Below are 25,392 nucleotides of genomic sequence, written 5' to 3'. Positions count from 1 at the left end.
CGGAGGTCACCGGAAATCCCGGCTGCCGGGGATGAAGCTCCTTGGGTCCAGCGTTGCCTGGTCGCGCGGGTGGCCGCGTGGCGCCCGCGCGTCACGCTGCGGCGTCTTCACCTCGTCGGCGCGGGCGAGCGCGCGGTCCCAGACGGCGCCTCCGGCGCCATTGGCCCACACGGCCCCATCCGCCCCGCGCGCATGCAGCGTGGCGAGCAGGTCGGAGCGGTCCTCCACCCGCCTGGCGCGCACATGGATGATCGGCGCGGCGCCGTAGTCCTGCCGCTCCACCACGCCATCGACCAGCATCAGCCGCGCACCGATGATCGCCGCCCGGTAGCGTGCGAGCACGGGCGGCATGACGACGAGGTTCGCGTGCCCGTGCTCATCCTCCACCGTGACGAACACCACGCCCTTGGCGCTGCCAGGCCGTTGCCTGACGAGAACGAGGCCTGCGAGCCTGACGCGCGCCCCTGGCGTGGTTCCCGCCAGCATGCGCGTGTCGGCGCAACCAAGCGCGGCGAGGTCGGCGCGCAGGAGTGCCAGCGGGTGCGCCTTCAGCGACAGCGCGAGTGCGCCGTAATCGGCCACCACCTCCTCGCCCAGCGTCGCTGCCGGCAGGCTGGGCGCCGCTTCGGCGAAGAGATCGCCCTCGGCGGCGGCGAAGAGCGGCGACGGGCTCGTCGTGGCGGCGGCCTGCCACAGCGCCTCGCGCCGCGCGAGGCCGAGCGAGGCGAAGCCGTCGGCGTCCGCGAGCCGCTCCAGCGGTGCGGCCGCGAGGCCCGCGCGGCGGGCGAGTTCCTCGATGCTCTCGAACGGCCGCGCATTGCCGGCCTCGCGCGCCGCGGCAAGCGCGCGGCCGTCGCGCTCGGCAAGCCCCTTCACCTCGCGAAGCCCGAGCCTGAGCGCGAGCCCGCCCGTGCTGCCCTCGGCGGGTTCGAGCGTGCAGTCCCAGTCCGACAGGTTCACGTCGACGCCGCGGACGATGACGCCGTGGTTCTCCGCATCCCGCACGATCTGCGCCGGCGCGTAGAACCCCATCGGCTGGCTGTTGAGCAGCGCGCAGGCGAACACGGCCGGGTAGTGGCACTTGATCCAGGACGAGACATAGACGAGCAGCGCGAAGGAGGCGGCGTGGCTCTCGGGGAAGCCGTAGGTGCCGAAGCCCTCGATCTGGCGGAAGCAGCGCTCGGCGAAGTCGCGCTCATAGCCGCGCTCGGCCATGCCCGTGATCATCTTCTCGCGGAACTCGCCGATGATGCCGACCTTGCGGAACGTTGCCATGGCGCGACGAAGCCTGTCGGCATCCTCCGCGCTGAAGCCGGCGGCGACGATCGCGATCTTCATCGCCTGTTCCTGGAACAGGGGAACGCCGAGGGTGCGGCCGAGAACGGCCTCGAGCGCGGCGGAGGGATAGCTCACCGCCTCCTCGCCGTTCCGGCGCCGCAGGTAGGGGTGCACCATGTCGCCCTGGATCGGGCCGGGGCGGACGATCGCGACCTGGATCACGAGGTCATAGAAGGTGGCGGGCTTCAGGCGCGGCAACATCGCCATCTGCGCCCGGCTTTCCACCTGGAACACGCCCAAGCTGTCGGCGCGGCTCAGCATCGCATACACCGCCTTGTCCTCCGGCGGGATCGTTGCGAGCTCGTAGCGCTTGCCGTGATGCGTGGCGATCAGGTCGAACGCCTTCCGCACGCAGGAGAGCATGCCGAGCGCCAGCACATCGACCTTCAGCATGCCGAGCCGCTCGATGTCGTCCTTGTCCCACTCGATCGTCGTGCGGTCCGCCATCGCGGCGTTGGCGACGGGGCAGAGCTCGATCAGCGGACCGCGGGTGATGATGAAGCCGCCGACATGCTGCGAGAGATGGCGCGGAAACCCCACCAGCTCCTCGGCGAGCGCGAGCGTCATGGCAAGCCGCGGGTCGGCCACGTCGAGGTTCAGCGCTGCGGCCTGCTCCGTCAGCGAGGCTTCGCGGCCTGGTCCCCAGGTCGCGTCGGCGATCCGCCCGGTGATGTCCTCCGTCAGCCCCATCGCGCGGCCGACCTCGCGCACCGCCATGCGGTGGCGCCAGTGGATCACGGTCGCGGCAAGCCCGGCGCGGTGGCGGCCATAGCGGGCGTAGATCCACTGGATCACCTCCTCCCGCCGCTCATGCTCGAAGTCGACGTCGATGTCGGGCGGCTCGTCGCGCGCGGCGGACACGAACCGTTCGAACAGCAGGTCATGCTTCGAGGGGTCGACCGCGGTGATGCCGAGCACGTAGCACACCGCCGAATTGGCGGCCGAGCCTCGCCCCTGGCAGAGGATTCCCTGGCCGCGCGCGAAGCGGACGATCTCGTGAACGGTGAGGAAATAGGGCGCGTAGGCAAGCTGCGCGATCAGCGCGAGCTCATGCTCGATCCGCGCGCGCACATCCGAAGGCACCCCGCCCGGCCAGCACGCTGCGGCCCCCTCCCAGGTGCGGGCGATCAGGGTTTCCTGCGCCGTCATGCCAGGCTCGACGATCTCGTCGGGGTATTCGTAACGGAGCTCGTCGAGCGAGAAGCGGCATTCGCGCATCACGGCCAGCGTGCGGGAGAGCGCGTCCGGGTGGCGGGCGAACAGCGCTGCCATCGCGGCGGGGGATTTCAGGTGGCGCTCGGCGTTCGCCTCCGCGGCCAGCCCGAGCGTCTCGACAGTGCAACGAAGCCTGATGGCGGAGAGCACGTCGGCCAGCGCCCGGCGTGCGGGGCTGTGGTAGCGCACGTCACCGAGCGCGATGAGCGGCGTGCCGGCGCGGGTGGCAAGTTCCGCCAGCGCATCGAGCCGCCGCTGGTCGTCGCCCTCCTGCCGCACGGAGGCGCCGAGCATCAGCGGCAGCGCGGTGACGCGGGCGAGCGCGGCGCGGTCAGCCGCCAGGCGTTCGGCGAAGGCGCGGTCGGGTGCTGCCGGGGGAAGGGCGATGAGCACCTGGCCCTCGGCGTGGGCGAGCAGGTCGTCGCGCCCGATCAGGCACTCGCCCTTCGGTGCCGCGAGCTTGCCGCGCGAGAGCAGCCGCGACAGCCGCGCCCAGGCGGCACGGTCGGTCGGGAAGCAGAGATAGGCGAAGCCGTCGGCGAGCCTGAGCGTCGCACCCGGGATGAACCGCAGCCCCTGCGCCTTCGCCGCAAGGTGGCCGCGCACGAGGCCGGCGGTGCTGTTGACGTCGGTGAGCGCAAGTGCGGCGAGGCCGAGCGCCTTGGCCGTGAGCACGAGCTCATCAGGGTGGGAGGCGCCGTCGAGGAAGGAGAAGTTCGACAGCACCTGCAGCGCGGCGTAGCTCGCCTCGCTCATGCGAACCACCCGTGCAGGAACCATTCCGGGGGACCACCGTTCCGCAGGGCAAACACCCAGAGGCGTCGGCCATCCTCCGTCTCGACGCGCCAGTAGTCGCGCGCCCCCTCCTGCGCGGCCGGCTTCCACCAGGCGGGCAGGATCCGCTCCGGCCCCTCGGCGCTCACCACCCGCGCTGTGCCGAGCCTGACGGGAGGGCCATCGGGCAGCAGTGCCACCGCCGTGATCGGGCGCGGGCGGCGGGCGAGCCGCACCGGCCGGGGCCGCGCAGCCCAGCCCTCCGGCACCGGGCGGGGCGGGGAGGCAGGGTCGGCCGCCCGCATCGCATGCTCGGGCCAGTGGCTGGGGAAGGGATCGAGCCGCCGGACGGCGCGGGGGCCGAGGCGCTCGCGCAGCCGGTCGAGCAGGCGGGCGAGTTCCTCCCGCCGCGACGCTGTCGCCGCGGCGCTGCCGGCAAGCCCGCCCTGCAGCGCGCCGAGCGGTTCCGTCACCTCGGCGGCGAGCGTCAGCTTCTCGATGCCGAAGCCAGGGTCGATCCGCTCGATCCGCGCGGCGAGGAGGCGCGTGAGGTGGCCGTCGTCGCGGCTGGCGAGGCCGGTGCCGATGCCGATGCGCTGGAGCGTGGCGTCGGTGCGGTGGCAGGTGAGGGTGATGCGGCGGGCACCGAGGCCCCTGCGGCCAAGATCATCGCAGAGCGCCTGCATCAGCGCGGCGAGGCCGATGCCGATCGCCTCTGCCGTCAGCAGTGGGCTCGGGCAGTCACGCACCACGCGGGCAGGGGGTGGCGGGCGGATCGGCCTGATCGGCGCATCCGCATGGCCGAGCGCCTGGTCGAGCAGTGCGAGCAGCGGCTGGCCGAGGCGCCGGGCGAGAGGGCCACGCGGCTGGCGTGCAAGGTCGCCGATGCTGCGGAGGCCGAGCCTCGCGGCAGCCTCGCGCACCGCCTCGCCCGGGCGGAGGGCGGCGATGGGCAGGGCGGAGACGGCGGCACCTTGCGTGGCGGCGGTGACGATCGTCCCGCCGCGCCCCGCACGCGCCAGCGCGGCGGCGCCGAGGCTGGTGGCAGCGATCGCCCCCCGCACCGCGAAGCCTGCCGCCCCGAGGCGTTCGGTCAGCCAGGCGAGCAGCGCTGCCTCGCCGCCCTTGAGGTGCGCGCAGCCGGTGATGTCGAGCGCGATGCCGTCGGGCGGCGAGGGTGCGGCGAGGGGGGTGACGCAGAGGCACCAGGCGGCCAGCGCGGCGAGCAGGGCGGCATCGGCGGCAGGATCGGCCGGGTGGCAGAAGAGGCCGGGCGTGGCGGCCAGCGCATCGGCGAGCGACGTGCCCGGGATGACGGGAACACCCTCCACCACGGCGGTGACGAGCCGTCGCGGCCCCTCCTGTGCCCAGAGCAGGAGCGGGGTGCCGGCGAGGGCGGGGTCGCGCCTGATCAGCCTGTCGGTGCCAAGCCGGGGCAGGACCAGGGCGAGATGGCGCCGCGCCTCAGCCATGCTGGCGCACAGGCGATTCTTGTATTATCAACATATTGATGGATTGATCGAATGTCATGTCCCACACGCCGGGCCTTGCCCCGCGCGCATGCAGCAGTGCGACCCGCCAGCGCGCCGTGCCGAGCCTGTGGGCGCTGCCGCCCTGCCCGGGCAGGGAGGTGATGCGCCAGCGGGTGCGCGCCGCTGTCGGCGCCTGTTGGTCTCCCTCGCCATGCCGGTCATCGGGGCGGAGGATGAGGCCCAGCGTGCCGCCTGCCTCTGCCGCGAGTTGCAACCTCCTGGCCGCTGCAAGGTCGAGCGGCGGAAGAACGGCAGCGACGGCAGCCAGGGCGGTGGAGCGCAGCGCCTGTTCCGCTGCCCAGAGAGCATCCTGCCCGGCCACTTCGACCAGGACGAGGCAGGCAGGGTCGAGCCCCTGCGCGAGAAGGCCCGCGGGCCAGGGGATATCGGCGGCGCGGGGTGGCATGATCCAGCAGGCGAGGCCGCCGGCGCGGCTGAGAATATATCCGCAGAACGCCGTGGAACAGCCTGATTTTGCTGTAAGAATTTCATGGATTGCCCCCCGTGCCAGGCCGCCACCGGGCAGGGTGCCGTCGATCCCCTCCGCCACCGGGACGGTCCCGGTGGGACGCGGCGCATCATGCTGCGCGATGGCCCCCCGCAGGGCAGCGAGGAGCGAGGCGCGATCGGGGTGGGGCGTGGTCATCTGGGCATGCTCATGGGTGTCGTGCTTGCCAAGGATACGGGGTGCGATATGGTGTGTTCTCTATTTGTTCTTTTCCTGATGACATGAGTCAAGGAGGGTGAGTCAAGTGACGTGTATCACAGCGGTGAGTTGCATCAGGCTGATATGTTGCATAGGGTGATACGCCCGTCGGATTGAGGAGACAGTGCTTGTGCCCATCGGGCCCTATTACACTCCCCCCGACTCGCCACTGCTCGTTCCTGCGGCACGGGCCGCAGTGAACGTGCTTGCGCAGGCCCTGACGCGTGATGCCGCCCTGGCCAACCAGGGCGAGGCAAGGATCGCCGTCCTGCGCCCCGCGCCGCTTCCTCCCGCGTCCTCGTCACCTCCAGCTTCCTTGCCTGCCGCGGATGACAGGTTCCAGGCCAGCCGCGCCCTCGTCGGCATGCGTGAATCCCGCGCCATGGCCTCCCTCGCGGCTGACCTTGCGGGCGAACTCGCCGTCGCCGCGCCCGGAGAGGCGGAGACGCTGCGCACCAGGCTTCGCGAGGTCGTCGAGATAGGCTCTGCGCGCGACACGGGCGGGCCGCTCGCCGCCCTCTATGCCGCCGCGCGGCGTGACGCGGCGACGCCGCTCGCCCGCCTCCTGGTGCGTGATGGCGCCATCGATGCCGCCACCGCCGCCGAGGCGATGCGCGACCTTCGCACGCTCGATGAGCGTTTCGCCGCGCGCGACTTCGCGCTCACCCCTCAGCCACCGGCGCCTACCAAGACCCCCGCTGACCAGGCCCCCGCTGACCAGGCCCCCGCTGCCCAGGCCAGCGCGCCACCCCAGACTGCCAACCCCAAGGGTCTCGACATCACCGTCTGAGCGACCGGTAGACGGTGCCGCCCCGCGCATGCTTCGCTCCTTCACGATCGGGAAGGGGACAGGACATGACCATGCGCTTGCTCGCCGCCACCGCCGCCGCCATCGCGCTTGCCGCGGCGCCACTCGCCGAACCCGCCGCGGCCCAGACGCGCGGCACGCTCGACCAGGTGAAGGAGCGTGGCCTGCTGCTCTGCGGCGGCCATACCGGCGCGCCAGGCTTCAGCCTGCCCGATAGCCAGGGCAACTGGACCGGGTTCGACGTCGAGATCTGCCGCGCCGTCGCTGCCGCCGTGCTGGGCGACGCGAACAAGGTGCGTCTCTCCCCGCTCACCTCCCAACAGCGGCTGACGGCGCTGCAATCGGGCGCGATCGACCTCCTCGTCCGCACCACGACGTGGACGCATTCGCGCGACACCAATCTCGGCCTCAGCTTCGCCGGCGTGAACTTCTATGACGGCCAGGGCTTCCTGGTGCGCACGAGCCTGAACCTCAGGACTGCGAGGGAGCTCGACGGCGCCTCGATCTGCGTTACCACCGGCACGACGAACGAGCTGAACCTGGCCGACTGGGCGCGCACCAACCGCCTCGCGGTCCGTCCCGTCGTGTTCGAGCAGAACGAGGAGACGCGCAAGGCCTACATCGCCGGCCGCTGCGATGCCTTCACCACCGATGCGAGCCAGCTTGCCGGCATCCGCACCGCGCTGGAGAAGCCGGACGAGCACGTCATCCTGCCCGACATCATCTCGAAGGAGCCGCTCGGCCCGCTGGTGCGCAAGGGCGATCCGCAGTGGTTCGACATCGTGCGCTGGACGCTGTTCGCCCTCGTCGAGGCGGAGGAGCTCGGCGTCACCCGCGCCAATGTCGACCAGATGCTCGAGAGCCAGAACCCCTCCGTGCAGCGGCTTCTCGGCCGGACCGGCGGGCATGGGCGGATGATGGGGCTCGACGATGCCTGGGCCTACCGGATCGTGAAGCAGCTCGGCAACTATGGCGAGCTGTTCGAGCGCAATCTCGGCCAACTCAGCCCCTTGAAACTGCCGCGCGGCCCGAATGACCTCTGGACGCGCGGCGGGCTGATGTACGCCATGCCGATCCGCTGAGACCGCGCGCGGGATAGGGCTGCGGGCGCAGCCCTATCCTGCCGCCAGCGTCAGCGTCTGGCCTGCCGCGCCGATCCGAAGCAGCAGCGCGGCGATACCGCCGATGAGGCCGATGACGATCGCACCCCGTGGCGTCAGAACCGGTTCTCGCATCGCGGCTTCTCCCGTCTGGTGTGTCGTGTCGGTACCGGGGAGAACGAGCATCGCGGCCGATTATTTCCGGCCGATGCCAGTTTCGTGGGGCGCTCTGGATCGCGTGCAGCGGCCCATCGCGTCTCGGCGGGCGCCGTTAACCGTCGCTTTGCCCAGGCCGTGCACCATCCGCACAAGGTGGTGATCTCCTTGGGCGGGTGATGGATCAGGCGTTGGCGAGGGCGATCGGAAGTGGGCGGCCTCACTGGGTGATGACGCTCGCCCTGCCGCCGGAGGCGCGCATCGCCGCAATCCGTGCCGCGTTCCGCCGCCTCGGCGACCGGACGCTTGTCGAGTGCACCGTGGCCGACACCGCGCAGGGCCTGGTGTGGTGGGGACCTGACGAAATCGCGCCCGCGTCTGCCTTTCGCCTCGCGACACGGCTTGGCGAGTTGCTGCCCGAGGCTGCCTCCCCCGTTGGCCATTTCGTGCTTCCCGATGACGCCGCCGCCCTCGAGGCGCTTGGCGGGGCGGACGCCACCTGGCCTGACCTTTCGGTCACGGAACCTTCCGGCGAGGCGCTGGTCGCGCTGCGCCGCTCGCTGCTCGCCCTGCCACCCGAGGGATGGATCAGGCAGGCGGCGATCGTCTCCGTCAGGCCGGGGGTGAAGGCGCGGGTGGTGGCACGGCGCCTCCTGCCCGACCATGGCGTGGTGGCCCGCGCGCTCGCCGGTGCCGCGGGCCCGCCGGGCGTGACGGATGAGGCGACGCTCGGCCTGCTCGATCCGCTGCTCCTGTCCCATGCCGCGCGGCTGCTCGCCCCGGGCGAGGGGGAGGGGCGGCTGTTCGTGCCGCTCGCGCCCGCAGTGGCGCTTGGCGGCGACTATGACGCGCTGGAGGCCGTGGCGGGGCGGCAGGGCATCGCCCGCCTCGTTCCCGCGCTCGCGCTGGCCGAGGCGGTGGCGGCACCCGCGCATCTTACCACCGCCCGCGCGCGCTTCGCCGCGGACGGCCAGCGTCTGCAGATCTGCTGCCCAGGCCCCGAGGCGCTCGCGCTGCTCGCCTGCCTGCTCACCCCATCGGACATCCTCGGCCTCACGGCCGAGACGGCGCGCGCGGCGGCTTCGGCGGGCGTGCCGCTCGCCACGCTTGGGCCGGAGCGGATCATCCTCTCTGCCTGCGCGGCGGAGGAGGACATCGTCTTCGGCCTCGGCCATGGCATCGGCCTCTATGAGGGCCGCGTGGTGGAAGCGCTGCTCGCCTCCCGCAGGGCGGCTGCCTGATGATCGTTGCTGTCTCCTTCGGCCCGGCAGTGCGGCACCTGACGACGCCGGCCGAAGCCGCGCGCTTCTTCGCCGCCGCCGCCGAGAACGGCGCGGCGCGGCGCGTGCTGCTGCTGCGGCCCACGAAGCTTCCCGGTTGGCCCGCCAGCGTCGAGGCCATCACCTCCCTCCGCCGCACGCTCGAGCCTGTGCTTGCCCTGCCCGGTCTCGTCTGGAATGACCTGCCGGACGGCGATGGGCTAGCCATCTGGCGGCGTGGCGGCGAGGCGGAGGTCGGCTCCGTCCAGGCGGCGATGGCGGCGACGCCTGGCGTGGCGGCGGTGTTCGACGTGCCGGAAGATCTCGCGTCCCTCCAACTCGCACTCGCCGCGATCGCTGCCGAGCATGGCCACGCGCCGCCTGCGGTGGTGAGCGGCAGGCCCGCCAAGCCGGTGACGCTCGACGACATTGCCGCGGTCGAGCGCGTTCTCGAACGCACCGAACTGCTCGACCGCCTCTCGGTGCAACCCGTGTTCAGCTTCGGCGAGGGTGGGGAGAAGACACTGGCGATGCGGAGCCTCAGGCTCGACCTCCAGGCACTGCTCGACGCGCTCGTGCCTGGCCGTGCCCTCTCGCCGGAGCCGCGGCTTCGCGCGCGCTTCGCCCGTGCCGCCTGCCGGCGCCTGCTCGCCCAGCTCGCGCAGCGCCATGAGATCGCGTCCAACGGCACGATCGCCGTGCCGATGGATGTCTCGACCATCCTCTCGCCCGGCTTCGGGCGGTTTGACGATGCGCTGCCGGCGCGGTTGCGCGGGCGGATCATCCTGAAGCTGTCGTTCGAGCAGGCGGTGGCCGATGTCACGCGCTTCACCGCCGCCGCCCGCATCGCCGCTGCTGCCGACGTGCCGGTGTGCCTCGCGCGGATCAGGCCCGAGCATCTGCCCGGCGTCGCGCCGCTCGCGGCCGGCGCGACGTGGATCAGGCTGTCCGGCACGGCGGCATTGGCGCCGGAGACGGTGCGCGCGGCGATCCCGACCGAATTGCTGCCGCGCGTGATCATCGCCGACGTGGCCGCCCCCGCCTCGCTCGCCGTCCTGCGCGCCGGCGGTGTCGGGATGTTCAGCGGGCCTGCGGCGGACGCGGCCTGATCGCTCAGAGACCGTTTGGGAATTCGCTGCCGTGAGTCGGATGGCAATGGCCCCGAGATCCGGAGCGGAGCGACCCTGAGGGCCGAGAACAGCGGAACGCAGGGGCCGCGCCAGACGTAACGGCAGCAGAACGATCAGACGCTCCCTCAGCCGGGCGGTGGGAAATGCGCACGCCAGTGACGCGCGATGTCGGCACGGCGGCAGAACCAGGCGTCCCCGTGCATCTGCGCATGGTCGAGGAAGCGGGCTAGGCCGGCGAGCCGCCCCGGCCTTCCGACCAGGCGGCAATGCAGCCCGATGCTCATCATCTTCGGCGCGCCGGCGCGGCCCTCGGCAAGCAGCACGTCGAACGCATCGATCAGGTAGCGGGCGAAATCCTCGCCGGTGTTGAAGCCCTGCTGCGTGCCGAAGCGCATGTCGTTGTTGTCGAGCGTGTAGGGAACGATCAGCTCCGTCCGCCCGGGTGCCACCTCCTCCCAGTAGGGCAGGTCGTCGGCGTAGCTGTCGGCGAGGTAGAGGAACCCGCCCGCCTCCGAGACGAGGCGCTTGGTGTTGGCGCTGAAGCGCCCGGTGTACCAGCCAACGGGGCGTGATCCGGTCACCGCCTCCTGCAGGGCGATCGAGGCCGCGATCTCGCGCCGCTCCTCCTCCTCCGGCATGTCGCGATAGTCGATCCAGCGCATGGCGTGCGAGGCGATCTCCCACTCGGCCGCGACCATCGCCGACGCGGCGTCAGGGTTGCGGGCGAGCGCCATCGTGACGGCATAGACCGTGAGCGGAATGTTCCGCTGCGTGAACAGCCTGTGGATGCGCCAGAACCCTGCGCGCGCGCCGTACTCGTACTGGCTCTCGACCGAGAGGTTGCGCATTCCCGGCCACGGGGCCGTGCCGACGACCTCGGTGAGATACGCCTCCGACGCCGCATCGCCGTGCAGGATGGAGTTCTCGCCCCCCTCCTCGTAGTTCAGCACGATCTGCACCGCGAGCTTCGCATCGTTGGGCCAGCGCGGATCGGGCGGCGTCGCGCCGTAGCCCACGAGGTCGCGCGGATAGCGGCTCGTGCGCGGATCATAGGGGTTGGTCATCGGATGCGCTCCGGCGTGAAGAGTTGGGAGGGGGATACGAGCTCATCCTGGGCAGCGATCAGCGCCATCTCCTCCCGCCCTGCTGCGATCGTCGCGCGCAGGATGCCGTGCAGCGACGAGACGGCGCGCGCGAGACAATCGGCGAGCGGCAGGCCGGCGAGCGTGTGGGCGAGGAAGAGGGCAGCGATCACGTCGCCCGTGCCGCGGCCGACGATGGGCAGCTTCGGCGTGCGCACGCGCCATGCCTCGCCCGGGCCGAACGCGGCGATGTCGACCGCATCCTCGGGCGTTCCTTCGACCGTGAGCGAGGTGACGAGGAGTCGCTTCGGCCCGCGCCCCACCAGCGACGCCGCCGCCGCGCTGGCCGCGGCGAGGGTTCGGCTCTCTGTGCCGGTGAGCAAATCGAGCTCGAAATGGTTCGGCGTCATGATGTCGGCTGCCGGCACGCAGGCATCGCGGAAGAACTCGGCGATGCCGGGGCGGACGAACACGCCGCGCCCGACATCGCCGATCACCGGGTCGCAGGCCCAGATGGCGCGCGGGTTCGCAGCCTTCAGCGCCGCGTTGGCCTCGAGCACCGCAGCACCAATCGCGGCATCGCCGAGATAGCCAGTGAGCAGCGCATCGGTTGCCGGCAGCACGCCGCGGCGGGCAACACCCGCCATCACCTCGCCGACCATTGCGGCATCGAATACACGCCCGCCCCAGTCGCCATAGCCGGTATGGTTCGAGAACAGGACGGTATGGATGGCGATCACCTCGATCCCGAGGCGCTGCAGCGGGAACACCGCAGCAGCGTTGCCCGCATGCCCATGCGCCACCCAGGACTGGATGGAGAGGACGCGCATCCTCAGGAATTGGCCAGGGTGAGCAGCGCCTGGACGAGCACGCGCGCGCCGTTCGCACACGCCACCGGCTCGGCATACTCGGCCGGGTGGTGCGAGACGCCGCCGCGGCAGGGAATGAAGATCATCCCCGTCGGGCAGAGTGGCACCATGAACTGCGCATCGTGGAACGCACCCGACGGCATGGTGATGGTGCTGAGCCCCTGCGAGGTGGCGGCGGCGGCAACGGCGCCCGGCACCGTTGCGCCGAAATCGACGGGCAGGGCGTGGAACCGCTCATGCACGGTGGCCGTGCACGTCGTCATCGCCGCCTCCACCACGCCCGTGATCGCATCGCCGCGCTCGATCAGCACGGCCTTGTCCGGGTGGCGGAAATCGATCGTGAACACGACCCGCCGCGCGATGCTGTTCGACGTGTCAGGCTCGACCCTGATGGAGGCGACGGTGAAGCGCAGCACATCGTCGGGGTCATGCATCAGCGCGTTCAGCGCGGTGATCGCGCGCACCATGTCCTGCACCGCATCGCGGCGGAGCCCGAGCGGCGTGGTGCCGGCATGGTCGCTCCGCCCCTCGATGGTGACGGTGAACCAGCGCGAGCCCTGGATGCCGGAGACGACGCCGATCTCGCGCCCCTCCACCTCGAGCCGCGGCCCCTGCTCGATATGCGCCTCGAGATAGGCATGCGGGGTGTAGCCGAGTGGGCGCGTCGCCAGATCACTCTCCGACGCCATCTGTTCCGCCAGCGCATCGGCGTAGCGGATGCCGGCGGCATCGACGATGTCGTCGAAATCGCTCATCGGCCGGAAGTCCGCGAAGCTCATCGAGCCGGTGCAGCCAGGCGCGTAGCGGCCGCCTTCCTCGTTCGTCCAGGCCACCACCTCGATGGCACGCTTCGGCCTGATGCCGGCAGTCGCCACCGCCTCGATCGCCTCGAGCCCGGCGATGACGCCGTAGATGCCGTCGAATCGCCCGCCCTGTGGCTGGCTGTCCATGTGGCTGCCGGTCAGCACCGGCGGCAGCGACGGGTCCTCTCCCTCCAGCCGCAGGAACAGGTTGCCGGCAGGGTCGATCGTCACGGATGCACCGATGCGCTCGGCCCAGGAGATGAGCAGGCGCCGCGCGGTCCGGTCGAGCGTGGTGAGGCAGGGGCGGTTGACGCCCGTGTCGCCTTCCTCGCTGACGAAGCCGCCGATCTCGGCCATCTCCATCAGGCGCTGCCACAGCCGCGCCTCGCTCACCGCTGCCACTGCGTTCGGCGCCACGGACACTGTCATCACCCCTGTCTCCCCGCTTTCGGAGGCGCGATCTGGCCCAGGGGCGGCCGTTCCGTCAACGCGTCACTTGCGCGATCGTCGCCGGCGGGGGAGCCTCGGGGGATGGGGAAGCACGAGCCTGGCCTGACCACGCATGCGCTCGACACCGTCCGCGGCAAGCCTGCCGCCGGCATGGCGGTCGAGCTCTGGCACATCCCGCCGCGCGGCGAGCCCGTGCCGGTGGCAGCGACAATGCTGAATGTGGACGGCAGAACGGATGCGCCGCTGCTGAGCGCCGAGACGTTCCTGCCTGGCACCTATGAGCTGCGCTTCTTCGTGGGCGATCATTTCCGCCGCCATGGCCTTGCCGCCGATCCGCCCTTCCTCGATGTCGTGCCGCTGCGCGTGACGCTCGTCGAAGGGGCGGGGCACTACCATGTGCCGCTGCTCGTCAGCCCGTGGAGCTACAGCACCTACCGCGGATCGTGACGCCGCTCAGTTGGGCAGCACCGCAAGCCCGCGCGGGCGGATCGCGAGGCCGACCGTCTCGCCCACGCGGCGCGCCGCATCCGTGTCGGGGCAGACGATGAACATCTCGCCCGCTTCCGTCGCCACCACGTATTCCATGAACGCGCCAAGGTAGGCGGCGGACAGCACCTGGCCTGTCAGCGCCGCCGCCTCACCAGGGGCAGCAACCCGCACCGCCTCTGGCCGCACCGCGAGCGTGATCTCGCCGACCGCGGCGCCATGGTGGGGCAGCGCGAACTGCGCCTGGCCGAGCGCGACGGTGCCGCTGTCGCCGTCATGCGAGACGAGGCGGGCCTGCACGCGGTTCGATTCGCCGATGAAGCCGGCGACGAAGGCGTTCGCCGGCCGCTCATACAGGTCGCGCGGGCCGCCCTGTTGCGCGATCACCGCGTTGTTCATGACGATGATGCCGTCGCTGATCGCAAGCGCCTCGCTCTGGTCATGCGTCACATACACGACCGTGAGGCCGAGACGCTGCTGCAGCGCGCGGATCTCCTCGCGCATGTGGCGGCGGAGGCGCGCATCGAGGTTCGACAGTGGCTCGTCGAACAGCATCACGCCAGGCTCGAGCACCAACGCGCGCGCGACCGCCACGCGCTGCTGCTGCCCGCCCGAGAGCTCCGACGGCAGGCGCTCGCCGAACCCGGCAAGCCCGACCTGCTCGAGCGCGACATCCGCCGCGCGATCGGCCTCGCGCTTGGCTTGGCCGGAGACGACGAGGCCGTAGCGCACGTTCTCGCGCACCGTCATGTGCGGGAAGAGGGCGTAGGACTGGAACACCATCGACACGTCGCGCTCGGCCGGCGGCATGCCGGTGACATCGCGCCCGCCGATCAGCACGCGGCCCTCGGAGGGCTGCTCGAGGCCTGCGATCATGCGCAGCGTCGTCGTCTTGCCGCAGCCCGAGGGGCCGAGGAGGGTGACAAGCGTTCCGGGTGCGACGGTGAAGGAGACGTCGCGCACGGCGACCGCGTTGCCGTAGCGCTTCGTCACGTTCTCGAACCGGACATCGAGCGCCTTTCGTGCCCCGTTGATGCGGTCGGGCTTCATGCCGGTGCTCCCTGGACGGCGGGCGACGCGCGGCGGCGGATCTTTCGCTTGCCGACCACGAGCTGGATGAGGGCGAGCACCGCGCCCATCATCACGATCAGCGCGGCGGAGGTGGTGATCGCCACGCCATAGTCGCCGTTGATGACGCGGTTGATGATGAACACCGTCGCGAGCTCGTACTCGGCCGAGACGAGGAAGATCACCGCGCTCACGGTCGTGACCGCGCGCACGAAGGAGTAGGCCAGTGCTGCGATGATCGCCGGCCGCAGCAGCGGCAGGATGACGCGGCGCAGCGCATCGAGCCCGCCGCCGCCCAAGGTGAACGAGGCCTCGTCGAGGCTGCGGTCGATCTGGCTCATCGCCGCCATGCCAGAGCGCAAGCCCACCGAGAGGTTCCGGAACATGAAGCAGAGCACGATGATGATGCCCGTTCCGGTGAGCTCGAGCGGCGGCACGTTGAACGCATAGACATAGGCGACGCCGATCACGGTGCCCGGCACCGCGAAGGAAAGCATCGTCGCGAACTCGAGCGCCCGGCGGCCGAGGAAGCGCTGCCGCGTGAACAGCCAGGCTGCGACGATGCCGAGGGCGGCGGTCAGAGGAGCCGCGATCGCGGCGAGCTTGATCGTCGTCAGCACGCTGTTCCAGGCAACGCCCGTCCAGATGATGCCGTTGGGCGTCCATTCGAAGTCGAAGGCGCGGATGAGGTGCCGCAGCGTCGGCGTATAGTCGCGCCCCCAGGTCTCGACGAACCCTCCCGTCAGCGCCATCGCGTAGAGGATGATCGTCAACCCGGCCCACGGCATGGCGATGCCGAGTGCAAGGCGCCTCACCCAGGTGGGGAGGGGAGGGTGGATGCCGCCATCGCCCTTGCCGGCGATCGAGACGTAGCTGCGCTTGCCGGTGATGCGCGACTGCGCCCAGAACGCGCCGAGCGCGAACAGCAGCAGGATGAGCGCCAGCGTCGCCGCGCGCCCCGCATCGGCCTGCGCGCCGACGACGGCGAAGAAGATCTCGGTCGAGAGCACGCCGAAATTGCCGCCCAGCACGATCGGGTTGCCGAAGTCCGCAATGCTCTCGACGAAGGCGACGAGGAAGGCATTGGCGATGCCCGGCCGCATCAGCGGCAGCGAGACGGTGGAGAAGGTGTGCCACGGGTTGGCGCGCAGCGTCTGCGCGGCTTCCTCCATCGTCGGGCTCACGCCCTCGACCACGCCGATCAGCACGAGGAACACCGTCGGCGTGAAGGCGAACATCTGGGCCAGCCACACGCCCTGCAGCCCGTAGATCCAACGCCCGCCCTCGATGCCGAACACGGCGAAGAGCGCCTGGTTCACGAGGCCCGAGCGGCCGAACAGCAGGATCAGCCCGAGTCCGATGACGAAGGAGGGCGTGATGATCGGCAGGATGGTGAGTGCCCTGAGCGCACGCGGGAACCGCGTTCCGCCGCGCGTGACGAGCAGCGCGAAGGCGAGCCCGAGCGCGGTGGTGCCGACCGCCGTCATGGATGCGAGGAGCAGCGTGTTCCACGCCACGCCGCAGCGCGACCCGCCCGCGAGGCAGGCGAGCCCCCAGGTGCGGTCATCGCCGAGCCTGCGGAACAGCGCACCTGCCGCGAGCGCGCCGGTCTGGTCGCGGAACGCGTCGGAGAGCAGGTTCACGATCGGCAGGAAGGTGAAGAGGGCAACCGCGAGCGCGATCGTGCCGACGGCGCCGGCCGTGAACGGGTCGCCCCGGAAATAGCCGAGGCCAGCGAGCCCCGCCGTCAGCATCCAGAGCAGCGCGAGGCCGGCAAGCAGCCCGCCGATGCCAAGGCCGAACTGCCGGTCATCCAGCACGCCGAACAGCGCCTCGAGCCACGGCGCCGACCAGCCGCGCAGCCCGATCGCGTTGCCCTGCGCGACGAGGGCGGCGAGGCCGATGCCCCCCGCGAGCACCAGCACGCGGGCGAGCGCGCGGCGGCTGGGCAGGAGGAGGGCAGCCGCGGCGGCCGCGCAGCAGGCGATGACGGGCCACAGCCACCAGCGCCCGAACAGCAGCGCCTGGGCGAAGGCTGGCGCGTGGTCAGGTTCGGCGAGCCACCCGCCGGACCAGTCGAGATCGGCCAGCCTGTCCTGCGTCAGGTACCAGGGCGGCAGCGCGATCCCGACAAGCCCGAGGGCTGCGAGCCAGAGGGCGGCACGGCGCATCGCCGCTCAGCGCGGTCCGATACGCCGCTCAGCGCGGCAGGGCGTTCACCTCCCGGTCCCACCGCTCGATCAGGCGGCGGCGCTCGGCACTCTGGCCGTACTTCGCGAAGTCGTACTCGATCAGCTTGATGTTCTCGAAGCGCGGCGCGCCCTCGGGGATCGGGGCATTGCGGTTGGAGGGAAGCTGGAACTGCTTCGTTTCCGCGCCGATCCTCTGCGCCTCGACCGTCAGTGCCCAATCGTAGAAGCGGCGTGCGTTGCGCTCGTTCCGCGTGCCGCGGATGATCGACATCGAGCCGATCTCGTAGCCCGTGCCCTCGCACGGCGTGGCGTTCCCGACAGGGAAACCCGCCTGGCGCTCGGTCACGGCATCATGGACGAAGCTGATCGACACCGCCGTCTCGCCGCGGGCCACCGCCTTGATCGGGCCCGTGCCGCTGCGCGGATAGGCGTTGATGTTGCGGTGCAGCCCCTTCAGGAACTCGAAGGCGGGCTCCTCGCCCATCAGCTGGACCAGCGTCGCGATCATGACATAGGCCGTGCCAGAGCTGTTCGGGTTGGCCATCTGGATCTCGTTGCGGTAGCCCGGCTTCAGCAGGTCGGCCCAGCAGGCGGGCGCGGGAAGGTTGCGGCGGGCGATCAATTCGGTGTTGTAACCGAAGCCGAGCGCGCCCGCGTAGATGCCGACGGTGCGATAGCGGCTGTCGGCTGCCTGCTTCTGTGCCCAGGGGTGCAACTGGTCGAGGTTCGGTGAGCGGTACTCGGCGGAGAGATTATCCTCGGCGGCCTGCAGATGCGGGTCACCCGTGCCGCCGAACCAGATGTCGCCGCGTGGGTTCTGCGCCTCGGCGCGGATCTGGGCGAGCACCTCGCCAGACCCCTTCTGCGTCATCGCGACCCTGATGCCCGTCTCGCGCTGGAACGCGTTGGCGACGGCCTGGCACCATTCCACCTGCGCGCTGCAATAGACGTTGAGGGAGCCCTGCGCCGCGGCAGTCCCCGGCATTGCAAGCGCGCACACCATCGCGGCGGCGGCCATCGACCGACCAAACATCCTCGTCTCCTCCCGATCCTGCGGATTGCGGCTTGAGTATCGCCTTCGCCGCCTGTCCTACTGGGAGTGACATAAAACCGCAACATACCTGTCACGATCGAGTGCGGCTCAGCCGCGCCGCAGCCCCGCCATGGGGGTGACGGCGGCGCTCGCCGGGAACACCGCCCCGTCCAGGCTGGCGCGCGAGACGCCGAGCTGGCCGGCGAGCAGTGCCTTGGCGATGGCGCGGAGGTCGGTCGTTGGCGCGAGGTCACGCCCCTCGTGCAGGGCGGCGGGGGAGAGGCCGGGCCAGGTTCCCGCCACCTTGCCGCCGGCCACGGCGCCGCCGGCGAGGAAGGCAACGCCGCCCGTGCCATGGTCGGTGCCGCCGGTGCCGTTGGCTGCGACGGTGCGGCCGAACTCGGTCATCGCGAGGATGGCCGTCCTGCCCCAGACGGGGCCGAGGCCCTCGCGGAGTGCGGCGATCGCATCGTCGAGCGTGCCGAGAAGCCCGGGCAGGCGCTGGGCTTGCATCGCATGCGTGTCGAACCCGCCGAGTTCGAGTGCCGCGACGCGCGGGCCATCGGCGGTGGCCAGCAGCCGGCCAGCGGCGAGCGCGAGGCTCCGGAAGGCGGCACGATCACCGGCGGCGTTGGCGGCAGGGCCGTGCATCGGCCCGAGAGCGCCATCGGCGAAGGCGCGGCCGGCACGCGCATCGGCCACTGCCGGCCCAAGCAGCGTGTCGGCCGCGTAGAGGGCGGCGAGGCGGCGGAGCGCATCCTCCGGCACACGCCCGAGATTGCGGGGGGCATGGTTGGCGATGTGCGCCGGCCCCTTCATCAGCAGCGGCACGGCTGGGCCCGCGACGAGCGCCTTGCGGCTCCTCCCCTGGTTCGTCCCTTGGGGCGCCGCCGCCTCGGCCGGCCAGGCGGCGATCACGGCGCGGTTCAGCCAGCCGCCGGAGAGGCGCTGCTCGGCGCCCGATTCCATCCAGTCCTGCCCGTCGAAATGGCTCCTCCCACGATAGGGGCCGGCGACGGCGTGGACGATCGCCGCCTCGCCCGAGCGGTACAGCGCCGCGAGGCGGGGCATGGCGGGAGAGAGGCCGAACCGGCCGCCGAGGTCGAGCGCGCCGCCCTCCTGCCCAGGCTCCGGCATCGCGAGGGGGCCGCGCAGGCTGCGGTATTCGGCGTCGCCATAGGGCGCGACGGCGGCGAGGCCGTCGAGCGCGCCGCGGAGGATGATGACGACGAGCCGGTTCTCCCCCGGCGTCGTGGCGAAGGCAGCGCGGCCGCCAAGCGTCGCGGCGGCGGACAGGCCGAGCAGGAGCGAACGGCGCGCGATCATGCCTACCTCCTCTGGAACGCGGGCGAGGCGAGCAGCACCATCAGCCCCTCGCGCCGGCTCTCCGCGCCCTCGACGGCGCGGCGGGTGGCGGCATCGGCGAGCGGGCCGAGCGTGTCGGCGAGCACCGCGCGCGGGTCCGGCGGGTCGGGCATGCGGGCCGCCACGCCGCCTGCCCATTCGATGCGGCGCATGATCGCCTCTGGCCCCGTCCACGCCTCTGCCGTGTCGGGCCAGCCGTTGGGCGCGGGTGCAGTGAACAGCGGCTGGCCGAGAGCGCCGAAGGCACCGACCAGGCGTTCGGGCGGCAGCGGGGCGTCGAGCGCGCGCACCGTGGCGATCACCACGTCCGACGGCGTGCGGAGCTTCGCGAGGGGCCGTGCCCAGGTGGTCTCGAGGCCGATCACGGACGCTGCCGCTGCACCAAGGTCGCCGCCCGTAAGGCTGAGCGTGCGCGTCAGTGCGGCGACGGCGGCCTCGGGTGGCGTGTCGGCGATGAAGTGCCGCGCGATCTTTCCAGCCAGGAAACGATACGTTGCCGGATGGGTGCCGAGGTAGCGGAGAGCTGCGACGCCGCCCGCCTCGCCCTCGGCGAACACCCGGCCGAGCAGCACCTTCTCGCCAGGTTCATGCGCGTTGGCGCGGAACACGAAAGGGCTCGGCCCGGGGGTACCGGACGACCAGCCGGTGATGATGCGCGCGAGCATTGTCACGTCAGCCTGCGCATACCCGCCGGCGGGCGATAGCGTGTGCAGCTCAAGGATCTCGCGCGCCAGGTTCTCGTTCAGCCCCCGCCGCTGCCGCTGCCCCGCGATGCTGCCCGGCCCGACCGAGATGGCGTTGTCGAGATAGCGCAGCATCGCCGGGTGGCGGATGGCGGCGAGCAGCAGCGCCTCGAACCGCCCGGTGACATGCGGGCGGATGGCGGCGAGATGGTAGTCGGCCAGCAGCGCGCCGGTGTTGCCGCCGCGGATGCTCACCGTCAGATGATTGGTCCAGAACAGCGCCCAGCGTTCGAGGAAGGGCCGGTCGGTCGCCACCCAGTGTGCAGCGAGCGCGGCCATCGACGTGCGGTAGGCCTCGCGCACGGGGTTCGGCTCAGGCTGGCGACGCTGCTGGTCGAAGGTGATCTCGAGGGCGGCAGAGGCTTCAGGTGCCGCGGCGCGCACCGGGTCCGGCACCGGCGGAATATCTGCGACCTGGGCGGCAAGCCAGCCGCGCGGATCGCGCGCAGCACGCGCCACCTCGCCCGGGCGTGGGCCGAGTCCGAAGCGGATCGCGGCATGGGCTGCATCGCGCTGGCTCATGGCAGACAGGCTTGCGCACGAATATGGCCAAGACGTGAACGCCCGGGGCCGCCCCGCCGTGCGGAGGCAAGGCGGAGCTCATGCGTTTGAGTAGTCAGGCGTTTGAGTAGTCAGGCGTTTGAGTAGGTCAGGCGTTCCTGCGCCGGGCCTCCGGGTGCAGCGACTTGCCGAGGATCCCGCCGCTCGCCCCGATCACGTGCGCGGTCGTGCCGACGATCAGCGGATCAGGCTCGTGCACCACGGCCTCATCCTTGCCCCTGTAGGGAATGGAATGGAGGAAGTGGCGCATGGCCTCGAGGCGTGCGCGCCGCTTGTCGTTGGACTTCACGATCGTCCAGGGCGCATCGGCGGTGTCGGTGTAGAAGAACATTGCCTCCTTCGCCTCGGTGTAGTCATCCCATTTGTCGAGGCTCGCCTTGTCGATCGGCGACAGTTTCCATTGCTTCAGCGGATCGGTTCCCCGCGCGGTGAAGCGTTGCACCTGCTCCTCGCGCGTGACGCTGAACCAGTACTTGCGGAGCCTGAGTCCGGTGCGGGTGAGCATGCGCTCTAGCTCAGGTGTCTGGCGCATGAACTCCAGATATTCCGAGGGCGTACAGAAACCCATCACCCGCTCGACACCCGCGCGGTTGTACCAGGAGCGGTCGAAGAACACGATCTCGCCCCCCGCTGGCAGGTGCTCGACATAGCGCTGGAAGTACCATTGCGACCGCTCCCGGTCGGACGGCTTCTCGAGCGCGACGATCCGCGCGCCGCGCGGGTTCAAATGCTCCATGAACCGCTTGATCGTGCCACCCTTGCCGGCGGCGTCGCGCCCCTCGAACAGAACGGCGATACGCTCGCCAACCGCCTTGATCCAGCTCTGCGCCTTCAGGAGCTCGACCTGGAGCGGGAGGATGCGCCTGAGATACTCGCGCTCCGTCAGCCGTGTCGCGTAGGGATACTCGCCCGTCTCGAAGCTCCGGCGGATCGCCTCGGTATCGTGGGTCGGCCGGGTGCCGCGGCGCTTCGGCTCCGCAAGGGCCGCGGCAGCGCTGCTGATCGAGCGGGCCCCGTCTGTGCTGGCCTCGCCGTCAGGGCCGGGCTCGGGTTGGCCACGGCTGGTGTCGTCAGTCATCGGGCGCAGGCCTCCGCTCTCATCCTTTGGCCGTCATGATCTGGCCGTCATCATTCTGTCACAGAATCCTCCCTGCAAAGGCGTTCGTCGTTGCGTTGAATCAAGGTGTCGGGCGGAGAGGCAGTCGCTGGATGCATCCCGGTCAGCATCCTGGGTCCGGACGTGTCCCGGATTGGTCGGGCGGGACACCGGAACGTCACGCATCTGTCCTCAGACCGTAATGATGGACGCCTACGGTCTGGTCCTCCAAGGCAGGAGGACGCTCGATGACCGACCATGGCATGCCAACGCGCCGCGCACTGATGGGTGGCGCACTCGCCGCCGCCGGGCTGCTCGCGCATCTTCCCGCGCAGGTGGCACGGGCCCAGGTGGCACGGGCAGAGACGCCGCGGCGGCAGGGAACTGTGAAGATCCACCTGCTCGGCCTCGACACCTCCGACGCGCATCGCCACACCGGCTCGATCGCGGTGCAGCAGGTCTATGTCGAGGCGCTGACCTCGATCGCCGACGATGGCCGCGCGCTGCCCTACCTCGCCGAGAGCTGGGACATCCAGGACGGCGGCAAGCGCTACGTGTTCCGCATCCGCGACAACGTGCGCTTCCACAATGGCCGCGTCCTGACGGCGGCCGACGTGAAGGCGAACGCCGAGCGGGTGCGCGACAAGGTGCGCGGCGGCTGGCTCTCGGCGCCGATGCGGCTGGTCGAGGGGCTCGAGGCGCCGGATGCGCGCACCTTCGTCATGACGATGAAGGAGCCCTACGGCCCACTGCTGAACCTTCTCTCCGAGCTCTGGATCCTGGCACCCGAGAGCGAGGGGTGGGATGGAACGATCCGCACCCCGATCGCCACCGGCCCGTTCCGCTGGGGCCGCTGGGTGCCGAACGAGGTGTTCCACGCCCCTGCCTTCGAGCAGTACTGGCAGGCAGGGCTGCCGCGGGCGGCAGCCGTCGAGTTCTCGCTGCGCGACCTCGATGACCCGACGCTCGCACTCAGGGCCGGCGACCTGCACATCGCGCGCGCCCGCGCCGCCGCACTGCCAGAGCTCTCGCGAGATCCGAATATCGAGGTCCAGTTCATGAAGGACACGTCGTGGTTCTTCTGGTCGTTCAACAACCGCTCGCCCCGCGCCCCGTTCGACCGCATTGGCGTGCGCCAGGCCATCACCTTCGCGATGGACAAGCCCGGGATCATGAAGCTGGTCGCAGGCCAGGCAGGCGTGGTCACCAACCAGATGGCGGCCCCGGGCCAGTTCTGGTTCGACCAGGCGACGCATGACGCCGACCCCCATGCGAAGCCGGACCTTGAGCGCGCGCGGGCGATGCTGCGGGCCGAGGGGGTCGACCCCGCCCGTACGCCGCTGCGCATCGTCTCCTGGCAGCAGGACTACGCGCAGGCAGCAGCCCAGGCGATGCGCACGCTTGGCTTCCAGGTGGAGCACCTCGCGCTGGATGACCTCGGCGCGCAGCGGCGCCTCAACGCGTATGACTGGGACCTCGCCCCGTTCGGCTCAGGCCCGCGGGCCGACATCTTCCTCCGCTTTGTGCGGATGATGTCGGATGGGCCCAACGTCGGCCTCTGGGGCGGCGTGCGCGATCCGGAGTTCGACCGGCTGGTGCGCGGCGCCGTCGCGTCGGTTGACCTCGCCGAACGCAAGCGCCTGTACCTCGATGCCTGGAAGCGGGCGATGGACGGGTACTACACCGTCGTGATCGGCCATGCGGCTGAGGCGATCGCCAATCGCCGCGACGTCAGGAACTGGTCGCCTGGCTTCACCTGGGGGGCGAACCGCGTCGATGGCGGGGCGGGCTTCGCCTCGCTCGGCTGATCCCCGTTGCCCGAGGCGCCTGGCCCCGGTGTCGCTTTCGCCCTCGGCCATGAGGTGGCCGGGGAGGATGCGCCCCCACGCCGGGCGCCCGACTGGCTGCTGCTTGGCGCCGCCCTGCTGATCGCGCTGCTGCTCGCCGCACCGCTGCTGCTGGGCGCCGATCCGCTGGCGCAGGAGCTCGGCGCGCGGAATGCCCCGCCATCGCCGGACCTGTGGTTCGGGCGCGACAATCTCGGGCGTGACGTGTTCGCCCGCATCGTCGCCGGCGGGCGGATCACGCTCGTGATCGCCGCGGGTGCAGCGCTGCTGTCGCTGCTGCTGGGCGCGGGGCTTGGGCTTGCCGCGCTCACCCTGGGCCCCTGGGCGGCGGGCCCCGTGTACGCGCTGTTCGACCTGGTGCGCGCGATGCCCTCGATCCTGCTTGCCCTCTCGCTGCTGGTCGCCCTCGGCGGCGGGGTGGGGCCGGTGATCGTGGCCCTCGGCCTGTCCTTCGCGCCGATGATGGCGCTGCTCGCCCGTGCCGCGTGGCTGCGCGAGCGCGAGGCAGGCTATGTCGAGGCAGCGATCGCGGCGGGTGGCGCGCCCTGGATCGTGCTCAGGCGGCATGTGCTGCCGAACGTCACGGGCGTGCTGGTGACGCAGATGGCGATCGTGCTGCCGCGCTGCGTCACCTCCGAATCGGTGCTGTCGTTCCTCGGTCTCGGCGTGCCGCCCGAGGTACCGACCTGGGGGCGGATGATCGCCGCCTCGCTACCCTTCGTCGAACGCGCCCCGCATGCGATGGCCGCCCCCGCCATCGCGCTCGGGGTGTTGACCCTCGTGCTGGCGCTGGCCGGCGACAGGCTGCGCAAGCGCCTCGACCCCTACAGGAAAGGGACGTGATGGGGCGCGCGCTGCCCGTCATCCTGCGCCAGCTCGGCACCGCGCTCGCCGTCGTGCTCGTGGTGTTCGTGCTCGTGCGCACGATCCCGGGCGATGCGATCGACGTTCTCGGCATCGAGGGCGACCTGACGGAGGAGGAGATGGCCGACCGGCGCTCAGAGCTCGGGCTCGACCGGCCCTGGCTCGCGCAGTTCCGCCTCTGGGCCGGTGCGGCGCTCGAAGGCGACCTTGGCCTGTCGCTCCGCTTCAACAGGCCGGTCTCGGAGATGCTGCTCTACGCCGCCCCCTCGACGCTGACCTTGGCCTCGCTCTCGCTGCTGCTCGGGGTGACGCTCGCGCTCGTGCTCGCCGTGGGCGCGGCCGTGTTTCCCTCAGGCATCCTTCCGGGCCTCGTGCAGGCGGTGAATGTCTGGTCGATCGCGGTACCCACCTTCGTGGTCGGGCTCGCATCCATCCTCGTCTTCTCCGTGTGGCTCGGCTGGCTGCCGGTCAGGGGGCAGATGCTCTCGCCGGTGCTCATCCTCGCCCTCGACATGGCGGGGCAGATCGCCAAGCCCCTGCATGAGGAGCTGAAGGAGGTGGCGGCCAGCCCCTTCATCCGTACCGCGCGCGCCAAGGGGCTCGGCCGCCTCGTGATCGTGCTGCGCCACGTGCTGCCGAACGCGGCGGGCGTGCTCGCCTCCATGACGGGCCTGGTGCTCGGTGGGCTGGTCGGCGGGGCGCTGACGATGGAGGTGCTGTTCGGGCTGCCGGGCCTCGGCACCATCGCGTTCCAGGCGATCGCCGGCCGTGACTACCCGGTGGTGCAGGCGGTGATCGCGGTGTTCGCGGTTGGCGTGATCGCAGCCAACCTCGCCGCCGACCTCGCCCACCGGTGGGCCGACCCGCGGGTCGGGCGTGACGGGGTGGGCTGACCCGCCGGTCCGGCTGCGCGCT

At 71.1% G+C, this 25,392-nt stretch carries 20 protein-coding genes; 8 read left to right on the top strand and 12 right to left on the bottom strand.

Annotation, left to right across the window (positions count from 1 at the left end; genetic code table 11):
* Positions 1-6: 6 nt before the first annotated feature.
* Genes Q0C38_RS05965 through Q0C38_RS05955 form a run of 3 tightly spaced genes read right to left on the bottom strand, consistent with a single transcriptional unit; the run spans position 7 to position 5,505 of the window.
* Positions 7-3,309 carry an error-prone DNA polymerase gene (locus Q0C38_RS05965; RefSeq protein WP_291296149.1) on the bottom strand — a complete coding sequence of 1,101 codons (3,303 nt, stop codon included), beginning with the start codon at positions 3,307-3,309 and terminating at the stop codon, positions 7-9.
* Positions 3,306-4,799, bottom strand: a complete 1,494-nt coding sequence (locus tag Q0C38_RS05960) for a DNA polymerase Y family protein (protein WP_291296148.1) — start codon at positions 4,797-4,799, stop codon at positions 3,306-3,308. The genes Q0C38_RS05965 and Q0C38_RS05960 overlap by 4 nt, the downstream gene beginning before the upstream one ends.
* Positions 4,792-5,505: an ImuA family protein gene (locus Q0C38_RS05955; protein WP_291296147.1), complete on the bottom strand. Its 714-nt coding sequence runs from the start codon at positions 5,503-5,505 to the stop codon at positions 4,792-4,794. The genes Q0C38_RS05960 and Q0C38_RS05955 overlap by 8 nt, the downstream gene beginning before the upstream one ends.
* Positions 5,506-5,929: 424 nt before the next feature.
* On the opposite strand from Q0C38_RS05955, the gene Q0C38_RS05950 reads away from it, so the two are divergent.
* The 4 genes from Q0C38_RS05950 (at position 5,930) to Q0C38_RS05935 (ending at position 9,997) form a co-directional block, all read left to right on the top strand.
* Entirely contained in the window at positions 5,930-6,355 is a 426-nt protein-coding gene (locus Q0C38_RS05950) for a hypothetical protein (protein WP_291296146.1), read from the top strand.
* 65 nt (positions 6,356-6,420) lie between these two features.
* Entirely contained in the window at positions 6,421-7,455 is a 1,035-nt protein-coding gene (locus Q0C38_RS05945) for an amino acid ABC transporter substrate-binding protein (protein ID WP_291296145.1), read from the top strand.
* A gap of 401 nt (positions 7,456-7,856) precedes the next feature.
* Positions 7,857-8,870 carry a hypothetical protein gene (locus Q0C38_RS05940; RefSeq protein ID WP_291296144.1) on the top strand — a complete coding sequence of 338 codons (1,014 nt, stop codon included), beginning with the start codon at positions 7,857-7,859 and terminating at the stop codon, positions 8,868-8,870.
* Positions 8,870-9,997, top strand: coding sequence for a hypothetical protein (locus Q0C38_RS05935; protein ID WP_291296143.1), 1,128 nt, complete (start codon positions 8,870-8,872; stop codon positions 9,995-9,997). The genes Q0C38_RS05940 and Q0C38_RS05935 overlap by 1 nt, the downstream gene beginning before the upstream one ends.
* A gap of 146 nt (positions 9,998-10,143) precedes the next feature.
* Here Q0C38_RS05935 and puuE read toward each other — a convergent pair whose 3' ends face one another.
* The 3 genes from puuE to Q0C38_RS05920 are packed head-to-tail and all read right to left on the bottom strand — an operon-like array spanning position 10,144 to position 13,201.
* Positions 10,144-11,082, bottom strand: a complete 939-nt coding sequence (gene puuE, locus Q0C38_RS05930) for an allantoinase PuuE (RefSeq protein WP_291296142.1) — start codon at positions 11,080-11,082, stop codon at positions 10,144-10,146.
* Positions 11,079-11,930: a pyridoxal kinase PdxY gene (gene pdxY / locus Q0C38_RS05925; RefSeq protein WP_291296141.1), complete on the bottom strand. Its 852-nt coding sequence runs from the start codon at positions 11,928-11,930 to the stop codon at positions 11,079-11,081. Before pdxY ends, puuE begins: the two co-directional genes overlap by 4 nt.
* 2 nt (positions 11,931-11,932) lie before the next feature.
* Positions 11,933-13,201, bottom strand: a complete 1,269-nt coding sequence (locus Q0C38_RS05920) for a M20 family metallo-hydrolase (RefSeq protein WP_291296140.1) — start codon at positions 13,199-13,201, stop codon at positions 11,933-11,935.
* A 102-nt stretch (positions 13,202-13,303) separates the two neighbouring features.
* Between Q0C38_RS05920 and uraH the strand changes: the two genes are divergently transcribed.
* Complete coding sequence (gene uraH, locus Q0C38_RS05915; RefSeq protein ID WP_291296139.1) at positions 13,304-13,669, top strand: hydroxyisourate hydrolase; 366 nt, start codon at positions 13,304-13,306, stop codon at positions 13,667-13,669.
* Positions 13,670-13,675: 6 nt separating this feature from the next.
* On the opposite strand, the gene Q0C38_RS05910 is transcribed toward uraH, so the two are convergent.
* From Q0C38_RS05910 to ppk2, 6 genes are all read right to left on the bottom strand, one after another.
* On the bottom strand, positions 13,676-14,758 hold the full coding sequence (locus tag Q0C38_RS05910) for an ABC transporter ATP-binding protein (protein ID WP_291296138.1): 1,083 nt from the start codon (positions 14,756-14,758) through the stop codon (positions 13,676-13,678).
* A complete protein-coding gene (locus tag Q0C38_RS05905; protein ID WP_291296137.1) occupies positions 14,755-16,947 on the bottom strand; it encodes an iron ABC transporter permease in 2,193 nt (730 codons plus the stop codon). Before Q0C38_RS05905 ends, Q0C38_RS05910 begins: the two co-directional genes overlap by 4 nt.
* A gap of 28 nt (positions 16,948-16,975) precedes the next feature.
* Complete coding sequence (locus tag Q0C38_RS05900) at positions 16,976-18,001, bottom strand: ABC transporter substrate-binding protein (protein ID WP_291296136.1); 1,026 nt, start codon at positions 17,999-18,001, stop codon at positions 16,976-16,978.
* Between the two features lie 108 nt (positions 18,002-18,109).
* Positions 18,110-19,327, bottom strand: a complete 1,218-nt coding sequence (locus tag Q0C38_RS05895; protein ID WP_291296135.1) for a DUF1501 domain-containing protein — start codon at positions 19,325-19,327, stop codon at positions 18,110-18,112.
* 2 nt (positions 19,328-19,329) lie between these two features.
* On the bottom strand, positions 19,330-20,631 hold the full coding sequence (locus Q0C38_RS05890) for a DUF1800 family protein (protein WP_291296134.1): 1,302 nt from the start codon (positions 20,629-20,631) through the stop codon (positions 19,330-19,332).
* Positions 20,632-20,758: 127 nt separating this feature from the next.
* Positions 20,759-21,748: a polyphosphate kinase 2 gene (ppk2, locus tag Q0C38_RS05885; protein WP_291296133.1), complete on the bottom strand. Its 990-nt coding sequence runs from the start codon at positions 21,746-21,748 to the stop codon at positions 20,759-20,761.
* Between the two features lie 266 nt (positions 21,749-22,014).
* Between ppk2 and Q0C38_RS05880 the strand changes: the two genes are divergently transcribed.
* Genes Q0C38_RS05880 through Q0C38_RS05870 form a run of 3 tightly spaced genes read left to right on the top strand, consistent with a single transcriptional unit; the run spans position 22,015 to position 25,370 of the window.
* Entirely contained in the window at positions 22,015-23,574 is a 1,560-nt protein-coding gene (locus Q0C38_RS05880; protein ID WP_291296132.1) for an ABC transporter substrate-binding protein, read from the top strand.
* A gap of 6 nt (positions 23,575-23,580) precedes the next feature.
* On the top strand, positions 23,581-24,456 hold the full coding sequence (locus Q0C38_RS05875) for an ABC transporter permease (RefSeq protein WP_291296131.1): 876 nt from the start codon (positions 23,581-23,583) through the stop codon (positions 24,454-24,456).
* Positions 24,456-25,370, top strand: coding sequence for an ABC transporter permease (locus Q0C38_RS05870; RefSeq protein ID WP_291296130.1), 915 nt, complete (start codon positions 24,456-24,458; stop codon positions 25,368-25,370). Before Q0C38_RS05875 ends, Q0C38_RS05870 begins: the two co-directional genes overlap by 1 nt.
* Positions 25,371-25,392: the final 22 nt, after the last annotated feature.

Origin of the sequence: Elioraea sp. (assembly GCF_022842375.1) — a bacterium.
In the GTDB taxonomy this organism is placed as follows: Bacteria; Pseudomonadota; Alphaproteobacteria; order Acetobacterales; family Acetobacteraceae; genus Elioraea_A.
Note: the sequence above shows the minus strand (reverse complement) of the source record. Positions and strands in the feature narration are given on the sequence as shown.

Bases quoted from the DNA above. Each gene is read 5' to 3' on its own strand.
- Q0C38_RS05945 (WP_291296145.1), top strand. From the start codon at position 6,421: ATGACCATGCGCTTGCTCGCCGCCACCGCCGCCGCCATCGCGCTTGCC.
- Q0C38_RS05920 (WP_291296140.1), bottom strand. From the start codon at position 13,201: ATGACAGTGTCCGTGGCGCCGAACGCAGTGGCAGCGGTGAGCGAGGCG.
- Q0C38_RS05895 (WP_291296135.1), bottom strand. From the start codon at position 19,327: ATGATCGCGCGCCGTTCGCTCCTGCTCGGCCTGTCCGCCGCCGCGACG.
- Q0C38_RS05950 (WP_291296146.1), top strand. From the start codon at position 5,930: ATGCGTGAATCCCGCGCCATGGCCTCCCTCGCGGCTGACCTTGCGGGC.
- Q0C38_RS05905 (WP_291296137.1), bottom strand. From the start codon at position 16,947: ATGCGCCGTGCCGCCCTCTGGCTCGCAGCCCTCGGGCTTGTCGGGATC.
- ppk2 (WP_291296133.1), bottom strand. From the start codon at position 21,748: ATGACTGACGACACCAGCCGTGGCCAACCCGAGCCCGGCCCTGACGGC.
- Q0C38_RS05955 (WP_291296147.1), bottom strand. From the start codon at position 5,505: ATGACCACGCCCCACCCCGATCGCGCCTCGCTCCTCGCTGCCCTGCGG.
- uraH (WP_291296139.1), top strand. From the start codon at position 13,304: ATGGGGAAGCACGAGCCTGGCCTGACCACGCATGCGCTCGACACCGTC.
- Q0C38_RS05890 (WP_291296134.1), bottom strand. From the start codon at position 20,631: ATGAGCCAGCGCGATGCAGCCCATGCCGCGATCCGCTTCGGACTCGGC.
- Q0C38_RS05910 (WP_291296138.1), bottom strand. From the start codon at position 14,758: ATGAAGCCCGACCGCATCAACGGGGCACGAAAGGCGCTCGATGTCCGG.
- puuE (WP_291296142.1), bottom strand. From the start codon at position 11,082: ATGACCAACCCCTATGATCCGCGCACGAGCCGCTATCCGCGCGACCTC.
- Q0C38_RS05965 (WP_291296149.1), bottom strand. From the start codon at position 3,309: ATGAGCGAGGCGAGCTACGCCGCGCTGCAGGTGCTGTCGAACTTCTCC.
- Q0C38_RS05935 (WP_291296143.1), top strand. From the start codon at position 8,870: ATGATCGTTGCTGTCTCCTTCGGCCCGGCAGTGCGGCACCTGACGACG.
- Q0C38_RS05960 (WP_291296148.1), bottom strand. From the start codon at position 4,799: ATGGCTGAGGCGCGGCGCCATCTCGCCCTGGTCCTGCCCCGGCTTGGC.
- pdxY (WP_291296141.1), bottom strand. From the start codon at position 11,930: ATGCGCGTCCTCTCCATCCAGTCCTGGGTGGCGCATGGGCATGCGGGC.
- Q0C38_RS05900 (WP_291296136.1), bottom strand. From the start codon at position 18,001: ATGTTTGGTCGGTCGATGGCCGCCGCCGCGATGGTGTGCGCGCTTGCA.
- Q0C38_RS05880 (WP_291296132.1), top strand. From the start codon at position 22,015: ATGACCGACCATGGCATGCCAACGCGCCGCGCACTGATGGGTGGCGCA.
- Q0C38_RS05870 (WP_291296130.1), top strand. From the start codon at position 24,456: ATGGGGCGCGCGCTGCCCGTCATCCTGCGCCAGCTCGGCACCGCGCTC.